The 13,842-nt window shown below is 40.6% G+C and carries 9 protein-coding genes; 8 read left to right on the top strand and 1 reads right to left on the bottom strand.

What is annotated here, in order from left to right; translation table 11 throughout:
* The first annotated feature begins 47 nt into the window (after positions 1-47).
* The 8 genes from PARC_RS09435 to PARC_RS09400 all read left to right on the top strand — a co-directional run bounded on the left by PARC_RS09435 (position 48) and on the right by PARC_RS09400 (position 12,659).
* Positions 48-1,643 (top strand): MFS transporter, encoded by a 1,596-nt coding sequence (locus tag PARC_RS09435; RefSeq protein ID WP_007583098.1) that lies wholly within the window; start codon positions 48-50, stop codon positions 1,641-1,643.
* Positions 1,640-2,578 (top strand): sugar kinase, encoded by a 939-nt coding sequence (locus tag PARC_RS09430; protein WP_010554501.1) that lies wholly within the window; start codon positions 1,640-1,642, stop codon positions 2,576-2,578. The genes PARC_RS09435 and PARC_RS09430 overlap by 4 nt, the downstream gene beginning before the upstream one ends.
* A gap of 9 nt (positions 2,579-2,587) precedes the next feature.
* A complete protein-coding gene (locus tag PARC_RS09425) occupies positions 2,588-3,670 on the top strand; it encodes a glycoside hydrolase family 117 protein (RefSeq protein WP_007583100.1) in 1,083 nt (360 codons plus the stop codon).
* 12 nt (positions 3,671-3,682) lie between these two features.
* Positions 3,683-4,738 carry a UDP-glucose--hexose-1-phosphate uridylyltransferase gene (locus tag PARC_RS09420; RefSeq protein WP_010554502.1) on the top strand — a complete coding sequence of 352 codons (1,056 nt, stop codon included), beginning with the start codon at positions 3,683-3,685 and terminating at the stop codon, positions 4,736-4,738.
* Positions 4,735-5,889, top strand: a complete 1,155-nt coding sequence (gene galK / locus PARC_RS09415; protein WP_007582997.1) for a galactokinase — start codon at positions 4,735-4,737, stop codon at positions 5,887-5,889. The genes PARC_RS09420 and galK overlap by 4 nt, the downstream gene beginning before the upstream one ends.
* A gap of 10 nt (positions 5,890-5,899) precedes the next feature.
* Entirely contained in the window at positions 5,900-6,928 is a 1,029-nt protein-coding gene (gene galE / locus PARC_RS09410; protein ID WP_010554503.1) for a UDP-glucose 4-epimerase GalE, read from the top strand.
* Between the two features lie 67 nt (positions 6,929-6,995).
* Positions 6,996-9,335 (top strand): alkaline phosphatase D family protein, encoded by a 2,340-nt coding sequence (locus tag PARC_RS09405; RefSeq protein WP_010554504.1) that lies wholly within the window; start codon positions 6,996-6,998, stop codon positions 9,333-9,335.
* A 210-nt stretch (positions 9,336-9,545) separates the two neighbouring features.
* On the top strand, positions 9,546-12,659 hold the full coding sequence (locus PARC_RS09400) for a TonB-dependent receptor (protein WP_010554505.1): 3,114 nt from the start codon (positions 9,546-9,548) through the stop codon (positions 12,657-12,659).
* Here the strand turns inward: PARC_RS09400 and PARC_RS09395 are convergent.
* A protein-coding gene (locus PARC_RS09395) for an IS3 family transposase (protein WP_096058046.1) occupies positions 12,653-13,833 on the bottom strand; the annotation gives its coding sequence in 2 pieces (ribosomal slippage) (positions 12,653-13,575 and positions 13,575-13,833; 1,182 coding nt in all). The genes PARC_RS09400 and PARC_RS09395 overlap by 7 nt on opposite strands.
* Positions 13,834-13,842 lie beyond the last annotated feature (9 nt).

The raw sequence follows: 13,842 nt of genomic DNA, 5'->3' as shown, positions 1-13,842 counted from the left end.
TCTATATAAAGCAACACACAATGATAACAACAAAGTTGGATAGAAGTATGAATGGTAGTAAACGTAATGTGTTTTTCTTTGCATTTATTGTCGCCTTTGGCGGCTTTATATTTGGATTAGACGCTGCTCTTATTTCAGGTACGGTTCGTTTTGTATCGGCAGAATTCAATTTATCAGACATTCAAATAGGCACTGTAGTGAGTGCGCCTGGTTTTGGTGTGCTATTTGCTTTAGTCATTACCGGTTACATATGCAATATGTTTGGCCGAAAAAATACTTTAATAGGCATTGCGTTTATATACATACTGTCGGCAATTGCATCGGTTTTCGCGCCAAGTTACGAGCTATTAGTTGCTGCTCGTTTTATAGGTGGATTAGCATTCACGTCTTTATCAGTCGCTGCTATGTATATAGGCGAAGTTGCACCGTCTAAGTACCGTGGTAAATTAGTGTCTATGATTCAAATAAATATTGTTGTTGGATTATCCGCAGCGTATTTTGCTAACTACTTACTTGTTGATTTAGCTCACAGTAATTTTGAGTGGGTAACACAGTGGAATGTACAAGATAATTTATGGCGCTGGATGCTAGGCGTTGAGATTATTCCTGCTATTTTATGGTTTTTATTATTATTTACTATACCTCAAAGCCCGCGTTGGTTAGTTATGAAAGGCAACGAAACACGCGCTATAACTATCTTGCATCGTTTAAATAAAAATACTGAATTGGCCCAAGAGCAACTTAAGAGTATTAAAGAGAGCTTGGTTGATTACAGCGAAACAGGTGGGTATTTTTCTTCATTTAAACAACTACTCGAAAGTCGTGTTCGCGCCGCTGTCATTATTGCTTTTACTATTGCTATTGTGCAGCAAGTGACGGGGATTAACGCCATAATGTTTTATGCTCCAACGGTGTTTGAACAACTGGGAGTCGGCACTGATGCGGCTTTTTTTAACGCTGTTTTAATTGGTTTAGTCAGTATTGTATTTACTGTGGTAGCTATTGCTTTGATAGATAAGTTAGGGCGCAGACCCCTTGTTATTTGGGGATTAGCAGCTGCAACAATTAGTTTGTTTATGTGTTATTTAGGCTTTAGCCAGGCAGAATATAGTTTGTCGGCTGAGGATATAGCCTCGTTTTCAGCGTTAAATTCTATTACAGGACTGGAGCACATAATTGGTACTGTGTATCACAGTGATATTGAATTTAAGCAGGCATTAGCGAGCGTACTTACAGCTTCGCAACAGCAATTATTTGAAAGCGATTTAATTTCACGCGCAGCAACTATAAACGCGCCACTTATATCATTTGGTATAGCGGGCTTTATTGCAGCCTTTCACTTTTCGATTGGGCCAATTATGTGGGTGATATTTTCTGAAATATTCCCGACTCGTATTCGAGGTGTGGCCATTCCTACCTTTGCATTTATTGCCAGTGTAATTAGCTATTTTGTTCAGCAGTTTTTCCCATGGCAGCTAAGTAATTTAGGCGCTGCAAACATCTTTTTACTTTATACCGTATCGGGTGTAGCCGGCTTTGCATTGTTATTTAAGTTTATGCCAGAGACTAAAAATAAATCGATAGAAGAAATTGAAGTCTACCTAGAAGGCCTACACACTAAAAAAGTACAGGAGGGTGTGTGAGTACTTTACTTGCTATTGGCGAATGTATGGTTGAGCTAGTACCAACAGGTATTAGCGAATGCAAGCAGTCATTTGCGGGCGATACTTACAATGCTCTTGTGTATGCAAAGCGTTTTGCTAACACACTAAATTGCGCGCTATTTACAGCTGTAGGTAGCGACGTACTGAGTGCCAATATGCTCAAATGTTGGCAAAAAGAAGGTATTAGCACGCAAAACGTGATTACAACAGCAGACTATAACGTGGGTATTTACGCTATTTCAACGGATGCTGATGGTGAGCGAAGCTTTGATTATTGGCGTAATCAATCAGCAGCGAAGCATATGATGAGTTTATATACTCAAAAGCCATTTAATTTAGGTTTGAAAGAATCAGACTGGGTGTTTTTCAGTGGCATTAGTTTAGGTATTTTAGATGATGAATCTAAACAAGGTTTACTCACATTATTAGCTGATTTAAAAAAACAAGGCTGCACAATTGCGTTCGACCCTAATTATCGCGCGCGTATGTGGCAATCAAAAAGCCACGCTATTGAATGGCTAGAGCGTGCTTATGCGCTTAGTAATGTAGTTTTACCAGGTCTTGATGATCACCGTGTGTTATTCGGTCATTCAAGCAGTGCAGAGATTGTTCAGTACTGTACACAATTTGATATCGACGAAATTGTTATTAAAGCTGGTAGTGCCGGGATGCAGGTTTATTGCAAAGATGATCTTAAAGCGTCATGTCCGTTTACACCCGCTGCAAAGCAAGTTGACAGTACAGCGGCTGGCGACTCATTTGCCGGAACCTACTTAGCCGCCAGAATGTGCGCACAAACCCCTCAAAATGCATTAGAAATGGCTGACAGTGTTGCCTCACAAGTTGTGCAACATCAAGGCGCGATTTTACCTCTTGACGTATACCAGTCGCTAAATATAAGCCTAGGTAAGTAAGGAATTAACATGTCTGATAAAAAATTAAGTTTAGCAAGTAAGCGTGCAATAGAGCGTGGCTACGACAAATATGGCCCGCAGTGGCTGACAGAATTTGATGTAGAACCGTTGCTGGGCGATTTTGCCTATGAAGAAGGAGTTATACGTCGCGATCCTTCATCTGTTTTATACATTGATGGTGTTTACCATTGTTGGTACACCAAAGGTGAGGGGGAAACGGTTGGTTTTAATGCACAAGACTCAAGTGCAAAAGTGTTTCCTTGGGATTTAACGCAAGTTTGGCATGCAACGTCAAAAGATAGCATAACGTGGCAAGAGCAAGGGGTCGCTGTGAGTCGAGGTGACGCTGGTAACTATGACGATCGCGCTATTTTTACCCCTGAAGTATTTGCGCATCAAGGTAAGTATTACTTGGTGTATCAAACGGTACAAACACCGTACACCAATCGCCAATATGAGCATATTGCTATAGCGCATTGCGATACCCCTTTTGGTCCTTGGATTAAATCACCTGAACCTATTGTTAGCCCAAGTAAAGATGGTCAATGGCACGGTGATGAAGATAATCGCTTTGCAGTAACAGCTAAAGGTAGTTTTGATAGCCATAAAGTACACGATCCGTGTTTGGTGTTTTTTAATAACAAATTTTACTTGTATTACAAAGGTGAGACCCAAGGTGAGGGAATGAACTTTGGTGGTCGTGAAATTAAACACGGTGTTGCTATTGCTGATGATGTATTAGGGCCTTATGTTAAATCGCCTTACAACCCTATTTCTAATAGCGGTCATGAGGTCGTTGTTTGGAATTACAAAGGTGGTATTGCTAGCTTGCTAACAACCGATGGCCCTGAAAAAAATACTATTCAATTTGCTCAGGACGGTATTAATTTTGAAATTATGGCGCATATAAAAGGCGGTCCAGAAGCAATTGGCTTATATAGACCTGCACAAGGGTTTGATCAAAACACAGCGCCAGGCATTAGTTGGGGCTTGTGCCATAAATACGATGCCAGTTGGAACTGGAACTATATTTGTCGTTTTACTCCTCGTAAGCAAGTGCTCGACGCCGGTACCTTTCAAAACAGTAACTAGGGAAAGTAAACAATGAGTGAGCAACAAAATCAATTTGACCCGACAGAGCATCCACATCGGCGTTTAAACCCATTATTAAATGAATATGTGTTGGTGTCGCCACACAGGGCTAAACGCCCATGGCAAGGTCAAGAAGAAAGTGTAGATATTGAGGTTAAACCAGAATACGACGAAAGCTGCTTTTTATGTAAAGGCAATACGCGTATTAACGGCGAAGTAAATCCAGATTACAAAAACACCTTTGTGTTTACTAATGACTTTGCCGCCTTGCGTGAAGGTGTGCCTGATGTGGAGCAAACCGATCCCCTATTTAGCATGCATACAGAGCGTGGCACTGCGCGTGTTATTTGTTTTTCGCCTAATCATGCAAAAACACTACCAGAGCTCAGTGTTTCGCAAATTACAAATGTAGTAAGCACATGGCAAGAGCAATGCCAAGAGTTATCAAAAACTTACAACTGGGTTCAGGTGTTTGAAAATAAAGGCGCTGTAATGGGATGCTCTAACCCGCATCCACATGGTCAAATTTGGGCACAAAATAAATTACCGAGTTTGGTTGCACGTAAACATACAAACCTTAGTAACTATTATAAACAGTATGGCAGTAGTTTATTGCTCGATTACGCAAAACGTGAGATGGAATTAAATGAACGCGTAGTATGTGTAAACGATGATTGGCTTGTGGTTGTTCCTTATTGGGCTGCATGGCCATTTGAAACACTGCTATTACCTCGGTTTGCGATTACTCAAATGATAGAGCTGACAGACGCTCAACAAAGTACTCTAGCTGAAATTATTAAAAATGTAACAACTCGTTACGACAACTTATTTCAGTGCTCGTTTCCTTACTCTATGGGCTGGCATGGCGCGCCTTATGATGGTCAAAGCCACTTATTTTGGCAATTACATGCGCAGTTTTTACCGCCATTACTACGATCAGCCAGTGTTAAAAAATTTATGGTTGGTTACGAGATGATGGCCGAAGCACAGCGCGATATAACGCCAGAGCAAGCTGCCACTATTTTGAAGAAACAATCACTAACGCATTATAAAGAGAACACTAAATGAATGTTGAACAAAGCGCACGGTTAGCTTTTTCAAACCACTTTGGACGCGATGCCGACTTTGTTGTCAAAGCCCCAGGGCGTGTTAATTTAATTGGTGAGCACACCGATTACAATGACGGTTTTGTACTGCCTTGTGCCATTGAATACGCTACTTACATTGCAGTGTCCCCTCGAACTGACGATGTAGTAAATGTACTTGCACTTGATTGCGATAACCAAACCGACAACTTTTTAGTAAATAAACCGCTTAATAGCCACAGTACGCAAACGTGGAGTAATTATGTTCGCGGCGTAGTTGATGAACTGCAAAAACGAAATCATAAACTCAGTGGCTGCGATATATGCATCACAGGTAATGTCCCGCAAGGAGCTGGTCTGAGTTCATCGGCTGCACTTGAGGTAGGTATTGCTTATGCATTTAATCACTTATGCGAACTGTTTATTGAGCGAAAAGACATAGCCAAAATTGCACAAGCAGCCGAAAACAATTTTGTGGGCTGCAACTGTGGAATTATGGATCAGCTTATATCGGCGTGTGGTCAGCAAGGACAAGCATTGGGTATAGATTGCCGCTCACTTGATTTAATTGAAGTGAGTATTGACCCAAAGATGACTATTTTAATGGTTAACTCAAACGTTAAACGAGGCTTGCTTGATAGTGAATATAATTTACGCCGAGAACAATGTTATGCAGGAGCAGAAGCCTTGTCTAAACCGAGCTTGCGGGAAGTAAGTATTGGTGAGTACGAAAGTAAAAAGCATACCCTTGACCCAAGTGTAGCTAAACGTGTTGAGCATATAGTGTATGAAAATGTGCGCACATTAGAAGCTATGCAAGCTTTTACTAATAACGATATCGCCAAACTAAGCACACTAATGGCACAAAGCCATGCTTCTATGCGGGATTTGTTCGAAATAACCACCTCCCAAATCGACACTCTTGTTAATATTATCGCAAAAGTAATTAACGAACACGGCGGCGTAAGAATGACGGGCGGTGGCTTTGGTGGTTGTGTAGTGGCGTTTGTTCCTAATTTTTTGGTAGAGAATGTAATTAGTGCTATTGAAACGCAGTACGAGCAACAAACAGGATTAAAAGAAACGATTTACACAAGCGTACCTTCAGCTGGTGTATCACTTATAAGAGCATAAGGACAATCTAATGAAAAAAGTACTGGTAACAGGAGGCGCGGGATATGTTGGCAGCCACACTGTTTTAAGCTTATTAAAAGATGGTTTTGACGTAGTAGTAATAGACGATTTAAGTAACTCGAGTCGTGAATCGCTAACTCGCGTAGAAGCGTTATCAAAGCGAAAAGTTGAATTTATTCACGCCAGTTTACTTGATAACGATAAGTTGTCTGCCACGTTTAGCGAGCATAAATTTGATTCGGTTATTCACTTTGCAGGTTTAAAAGCGGTAGGCGAATCCATAGAAAAACCACTTGAGTATTATTATACCAACTTGGTGTCGACCTTAAATTTATGCCAATGCATGCTTAAATATAATGTTGATAAACTCGTGTTTAGCTCATCAGCTACAGTTTATGGACAAGGCGCATCGGTGCCTTATACCGAAAGTTTACCTCTAGGGCGTGCAGCAAGCCCGTATGGGCAAACAAAGGTAATGATTGAGCAAATACTACAAGAAATAGTAGCCTCAAATACCGGTTTGCAAGTAGCAAGCTTACGCTACTTTAATCCTATTGGCGCAGATATTAGCGGCCAAATAGGAGAAGACCCATTAGGTATTCCTAACAATTTAATGCCCTTTATTGCTCAAGTTGCTGTAGGTAAACGTGACAAATTAGCCATTTATGGAGGCGATTACCCTACTGAAGACGGCACATGCGAGCGTGACTATATACACGTTAGTGATTTAGCCAATGGTCATATTAAAGCCCTTAAATGGCTTGGCGAGCAACACCACAGCTTATATGAAGCATTTAACTTAGGCACTGGTACTCCTTATTCTGTGCTTGGCATAGTAAAAGCATTTATTGAGTATACCGGAGTTGATATTAACTTTGACATTGTAAAGCGCCGCGATGGCGACTTAGCTGCTTTTTGGGCTGATTCATCTAAAGCTCAGGGTGTTTTAGGCTGGCAATGTAAGTATACCCTTGCAGACATGATGAAAGACACGTGGCGCTGGCAAAGTAATAACCCTAATGGCTACCTGAATGCATAACCCCCTTATGTAAAAACACTGTCTACACAAGGCGTCTTATTAACACACAATAATAAAGGTGACTAAAATGAAACGCAGAGGTTTTTTAAAACTCAGCGCCGGCCTACTAAGTTCAAGTATGTTAGGTGGTTGCAGCGGTTTATTTACATCATACCGAGGTGACTTAACCTCAACTGCACCATTAGATAATACAAATTTAAGCAAGCAAGTGTGGCTCGGTAAGCATTTTTGGGGGAACAGACTCCAAGACTGGCAACGCATAGGTAATGAGCTTTTATGTACTCGAGAAGAAAAAGATTTTGAAGCGCGTACCGTATCGTTACTCACCAGGCAGCTTAATAGCTCTTTACAAAGTGGGCGTGTAAAAGCCACCGTACGTAATTTAACGCCGAACGAAAAAGGCTTTTGTGGATTTTTATTAGGGATTGGTAAAGGTGAACTAACAGCTAAAGGTGCTGCTTTAGCGCAGCGAGCTGGTGGCGAAAATGGCGGAATAATTGCGGCCTTTGACAGTTTAGGTAAATTATCATTTAGACAGTTTGATGATGAAAGCAAAGCCCTTGATTTTACTATTATTAATCGTACTCCATTTAATATACAACAATATAAAAGCGGCGATAAAATAACACTCGATTGCCATTTAGACCCAATAGATGCAAACCATTTTGATATTCGTCTTGTGGCAAGTAACACAAATACTGCCCAGGAGTTAGGATTTGCAGTACTTCACAAAGTCCCCGCAGATCAACTGCAAGGAGGTATTTCGTTATTAAGCTCCTCAGAGCCTTTTGTAGCAGGCGCTCGTTGGGGGTTTAGTGATATTGAAACCGGTGGAGGTAAAATAACTCTAAATAATGCCAACACCTTAGGCCCCGTTATGGGGTGTATGTATAGCGTTAATCAGCAGGTACTCAAGTTATCTTGTCAGTTAATGCCTATTAATATTAAAAAGTTCTCACGCGTGGAGCTGCAATATCAGTTTGAAAACCAATCGGATTGGCAATATGCAAGTACAGCAAAAATTGAAGATGGTTTTGTAGCAAGGTTTAGATTAAGTAATTGGGATTATTTAAAACAAGCTCAATACAGAATTGTTAACCCACAAAAGCCTGATGACACTTTATATTCTGGAACTATTGCTAAGGACCCACAAAGTAGTAAAGAATTTACGATTGCATTGTACTCTTGTATTATTCCTACTTCTAAAAGCTTAGACAACACACATTACACACGCCTTATTAGTAGCGAGCGCGATTTAGGACGTTACACCAAAGACAATATTTTATTTCCTCACACTGAACTTGTAGAAAATGCTAATTACAACAACCCTGATATGTATGTCTTTTGTGGCGATCAGTACTACGAAACATACCCGACTCGCTATGGTCGCCACACCAAAGATGCCAAACTAGATACCTTATATAAATGGTACTTATGGTACTGGGCGTTTGCCGATAGTATAAAAGATAAGCCTACACTTGTTTTAGTTGATGACCATGATGTGCTGCAAGGTAACTTGTGGGGCGATGGTGGCGATCACTCCGATATGCTAAAAGAGGAAGACGGCGGTTATAAGTGGGACAAAGACCTTGTTAGAATGATCTACCGTATGCAAAATGGGCATAATCCGGACCCTTATGATCCCACACCGATAAAATATGATATTCCGGTTAGTTATGCTGCATTTGAATATGGTGGTATTAGTTTTGCGATGGTTGAGGATCGTAAATTTAAAACGCCACCTGACTACAAAGCGAATAAGCTTGCCACAACGGGTGAGTTATTAGGTAAACGCCAAGAAGCCTTTTTAAAAGACTGGCAAACTATGCACCCGGGTAAACCTAAAATATGTATTACAGCTTCCATGTGGGGGTCGCCTCAAACCGATGAAAATGGCAAAGCATTAATAGATTACGATGCAAATGGCTACCCGGCTGATGGGCGTACACGCGCAGTAAAACTAGTAAGTGACGCTAACGCATTAGTAATTGCGGGAGATCAACACCTCGGATTGCTTGCCTATCAAGGAATCAATACTTTTGATGATGGCAGCTTGTTTTTTGCAGGCCCAGCTAGCGCAGCATTTTGGCAGCGATGGTTTGAACCCCACGCACCTTTACCAAATCAGCGAAACAACGACAAAAACACCGGTGATTTTACCGACACGTTTGGCAATAAAATGCGAGTTCTAGCGGCAGCTAACCCTAAAGTTACGCATAAACTTTTTGCTAAACAAAATACAACGTGGGGTAAGTTTTTAGCTGACAGAAACTTAAAAAGTGAAGGTTATGGGATTATTAAAATAAACCATGCAAAAAAATATTATCAATTAGAGTGCTGGGAGTGGAATACAGATCCATCAACAGAAAAGCAGTTTACTGGTTGGCCGTATATAAAAGAATTTTGATTAGGCTAGAACTATTGACGATAAACTCTGTGTAAATATTTACTTTAACACTGTTACTTAAGAGCAATTTAATGCTTACGCATTAAGTTGCTTTTTTATAATCAAATAAATATTGTTAACAAAATACAGTTGACAATTGTTTGGTTATTATATTATTGTTTACAAAAGATTAACCTGACAACATAATAATACCTTAGAAAGGGAACACACATGACAATCATCAACAAAGCGTTCAAGTTGAGCGCGATTACAGCTGCAGTACTTGCAACACAATTGGTTTACGCCAAGCAAGACGAAAGCACACAAGAAAAACCGAAAGTAGAAGCCGATATTGAAATAATTGAAGTCAGCGGGTTAGCCGCCAGTCTTAAAAAATCTATTAATGATAAGCGTTTTGCTGAAAACGTTGTTGACTCCATAAACGCTGAAGACATTGGTAAGTCCACTGATCAAAACATCGCTGATGCGCTTTCGCGTGTAACTGGTGTATCAGTACAATCCGTTGATGGTGAAGGTGCACGAATATCTGTGCGTGGTGCTAACTCACAACAAAACAATATTAGCATGAATGGTGTGCAATTAGGTTCTACAGGTTTTAGCCAAGGCGTAGACTTATCGCAGTATTCATCCGATATTTTATCTAAAATTGAAGTGGTAAAAACACCGAGTGCAGATCATGAAGAGGGTTCGCTAGGCGCAAATATCAATCTTTCGACTACAAAGCCGCTTGATTTAAATTATGAAATTTCCACTATGACTTTAGAAGGCAGGTACAACGATTTATCTGATAAAGAAAATTATAAAATATCGGGTACGATGTCGAAAAAGCTTTTTGACGATACCTTTGGCGTGGTTTTTACTGCAGTTAAAGAGACTAACGAATACCGAAAAGACCAATACTCTGCTACAGAGTGGACAGCAGTTCAGTCGCCTTTAGCAACAGATACAAATGGCAACGTTGTTGAAAATGCGGTAGGTATTACACCTCGTTTAGTTAATTATCAGCTTTTTGATAGTCAAAATGACCGCACCAGTATTAACTTAGGTTTGCAGTGGCGAGCAAGTGAAAACACAGAGTTTAACTTTAACGCAAACCTTGCAAAACAAGACGTTAATAACTCAATGCATGGTATTAATACGCGCTCAATGGAAACTAAAAACTTAGTTGAAGGTGAAGACCCAGGCCTTTCTGGCGTGACAGCTAAATTTACTGATCCTGAAGCTAGCTGGCGTACAATCGATTTAAAAACGAATACATTTACTAAGTTTATCAACCGCTTTGGTAACGGTGGTTTAGTGCAGTCAGAAGGTGAATTTGAAAATAAAAACCAAGTTTACTCACTTGATATGAATCACGGTTTTAGTGACTCATTTTCGATGGAAGCTGGCGTTGGGTACTCTAAAACGCAGCAAATACCAGAAAACTCAGTGTACGTTGCACTGCAAAATTTTGCCAATATTAGTGCATGGAGCTTAGTAAATGTGCCACCAGAGGATATGGAGCCTGTTGGTTATGACTGTACAGCAGGCGGTCCGTGTAAATTAGTTACAGGCACCGGCTTAATTGATTACGGCGAAAACGACACTTTTGGTGACCCAACAAATCTATGGGATAATTACAGCACCACGGGATTTAATCCGGATGAGCTAAAAGCGCAGCATTTATCGTACATGGGCAGAACCCTCAACGAAGTCGAAGATGAACAAAAGTCGCTCTTTGTCGATTTTGATTACGTGCTTGACACAAGCTATGTACGCTCAATTGAATTTGGTGCAAAATGGTCAAAACGTACAAAATATGTAGATGCTCAGCAAGGAGCCTTTAATAGTGTAGGCGAGGGGGTTGTAGTTATAAACCCTGCAACAGGCCAACCTGCAGTACTTGGTAGCGGTTTAAGAGATATTTCTGGTGATTTAATAACCGACGGTGAAGGGTTTCCTGTTGACGATTTTATGGCTGATTTAGGTTATGGCCGCGACAATGTAACCGACGGGTGGAATCGATTTTCGGCTTTTAAAGCATTTGAAGTAGCTTTAGGGAGTCCAGAAGTTGCTTTTGCCACAGACGATTCAAACACACGCAATACAGAGCTAGATAACTTAGCATTTTACACCAAGCTAAATTTCGAATTAGCAGATGGACGTGTTACAGGTGATGTGGGTGTGCGTTATGTAAAAACGACTGTAGAAGTGCAAGGTGCATCGGGTGTACAGTTTGCATTTGACCCTTCAAATAATGCTCGTTTAATGGACCCATTTAAATTAGCAGAGTTGCGTGATACTAGCTTACCACTGTGTGCTGCAACGCAATTTTATGGTGCAGATTACAACGAAGAAATACGCTGGTCGAGAACCGATGGTCTAGGCTACGACACGAAAGGTACTATTGATAAATCAGACGATGTGGCTATTCCTGCTCAAGGCGCGTGTCATGATCCTAACGCTGTACGTGGTAATCCAAATGAATCTGAGTGGTGGTTATGGCGCCATTCTGATGTATCAACCGAAAAAAACTGGATATATGGCGAGCGTAAATTTGATGCAAATGGAAACTTATTACCAACAGAAGACAGAAGCTTACGCTCGTTTGCAGTAACTGGTGAGCACGACTACGATTTGTTTTTACCCAGTATCAATATTAACTACTTGCAAAGTGAAGACACCATTATTCGTTTTGCAGCATCTAAAACAATGGCTCGTCCACAAATAGATTCACTACGTCCTGGTTTTAAAGTAAGAGAAACACAATGGGGCGGTGAAAACCGTAACAACTCAATTACGCTTACCAATCCTAAACTCGATCCACTTGAATCAATAAACCTTGATTTATCATATGAATGGTATTTCAACGATTCGGGATTATTAGCAGCATCATTATTTTATAAAGACATGACAAACTTTGAAGAGTCTGAAACGATTGTTACCTACATGGATGACCTACGTGGAGTGGGACTCGAAGAGGGCGAATCTTATAACCCAGACGATTTAGTACTTATTGCAGGCCAAGATAGCTTAGAAAAATGTATGCCTAAGCGTTTTCAAGGTGGCCAGGATTATCAAAAAGAGTGGATGTATTCGGGCGACTTAGAGCAAATGTGTGCCAAATTTAACACCACCCGAATTAAAAATGGTAAAGGGGCGAGTATTAAAGGGTTAGAGCTTCAATATATGCAGACCTACGATAACTTACCTGGTATTTGGTCGGGCCTCGGCTTGCAGGCTAACTATACATTTCAAGACAGTAAGTACGATCAAGAAGTATCATCTATTGATGACAGCGTAAAACTACCTTCATTAGCGGTAGCGTATTGTAGTGGTCAATAAAATTTGGCCACAGTTTTAGAGTCTTTGTATCTAATCTCAGATTCATTTGGCGCTAAACCAGCATTATAATGATGCGGTCTAACGTTGTTGTAATATCCGTTGATATAATCACTCACACTATATTTAGCGTCTATAAAATTCCCATATCCAACCTTTGGCATCCATTCTGTTTTAAAGCTTCTAAAAAATCGCTCCATTGGCGCATTATCCCAACAATTTCCGCGTCGACTCATGCTTTGTGTGATTTTATAGCGCCATAAACGTTGGCGGTACTTCAAGCTCGTATAATGGCTTCCTTGGTCTGAGTGAAACATCAACCCACTTGGTCTGCCTCTGCTTTCGTAGGCTAACTCAAGCGCTTTTAGCGTTAAGTTAGAATCCGGCGACAATGACATTGCCCAACCCACAACTTTACGCGCAAATAAATCAATAACGACCGCTAAATAAGCCCAGCGATTGCCTATCCAAATATATGTAACATCACCGCACCACACGGTATTCGGTTCAACAACATCGAACTGCCTATCAAGCAGGTTTGGGATTTCAAGATGTTCATTACCGCCGCGTTTATATGAATGTTGAGGTACTTGGCAGCTTTCTAGCTTTAATTTAATCATTAGCTTAGCAGCACGATAACGGCTTAATTCAAAATCGTTATTCGTTGCGATTGCCGCGATTGTCCTCGCACCTGCTGAGCCCCCACTCATTGTATGTATGGCTTTAACTTCAGCCTCTAACCTTACTTGCTCTGGTGTCGGTGTCGTATCCCGTATAGCCCAGTATTTATAGCTGCTACGATGCACATTAAATACACTACATAGCACACTAATTGGGTAACGCTCTCGTTGATTTAATTTCTCAATTAACGAGAATTGTTCAGGGAGTCGGACATCAAGAGAGCGGTAGCCTTTTTTAATATATCCTTTTCTAATTCAATGCGTTGGATTTGCTTTTTAAGTTCACGGATTTCAATTTGTTCGGGTGTCATTGGTGAAGCCAATGGTGACTGGCCATTACGTTCTTGCTTTAATTGAGCAACCCATTTACTTACGGTTGATTTACCAACACCCATCGCTTTGGCTGCTTCTTCTTGTGTATAACCTTGGTCAACTACAAGTTGAGCCGTTTCTAATTTGATTGCAGCGGAGTACGTTGCACGGTTTAATTTTGTCATTTTTTTCAC

Origin of the sequence: Pseudoalteromonas arctica A 37-1-2 (assembly GCF_000238395.3) — a bacterium.
In the GTDB taxonomy this organism is placed as follows: Bacteria; Pseudomonadota; Gammaproteobacteria; order Enterobacterales; family Alteromonadaceae; genus Pseudoalteromonas; species Pseudoalteromonas arctica.
The sequence above is the reverse complement of the archived record's forward strand: the minus strand, read 5'-3'. Positions and strand labels throughout refer to the sequence as shown.

Excerpts from the sequence above, each read along its gene's own strand:
- PARC_RS09405 (WP_010554504.1), top strand. The coding sequence starts at position 6,996 with ATGAAACGCAGAGGTTTTTTAAAACTCAGCGCCGGCCTACTAAGTTCA.
- galE (WP_010554503.1), top strand. The coding sequence starts at position 5,900 with ATGAAAAAAGTACTGGTAACAGGAGGCGCGGGATATGTTGGCAGCCAC.
- PARC_RS09420 (WP_010554502.1), top strand. The coding sequence starts at position 3,683 with ATGAGTGAGCAACAAAATCAATTTGACCCGACAGAGCATCCACATCGG.
- PARC_RS09435 (WP_007583098.1), top strand. The coding sequence starts at position 48 with ATGAATGGTAGTAAACGTAATGTGTTTTTCTTTGCATTTATTGTCGCC.
- galK (WP_007582997.1), top strand. The coding sequence starts at position 4,735 with ATGAATGTTGAACAAAGCGCACGGTTAGCTTTTTCAAACCACTTTGGA.
- PARC_RS09400 (WP_010554505.1), top strand. The coding sequence starts at position 9,546 with ATGACAATCATCAACAAAGCGTTCAAGTTGAGCGCGATTACAGCTGCA.
- PARC_RS09425 (WP_007583100.1), top strand. The coding sequence starts at position 2,588 with ATGTCTGATAAAAAATTAAGTTTAGCAAGTAAGCGTGCAATAGAGCGT.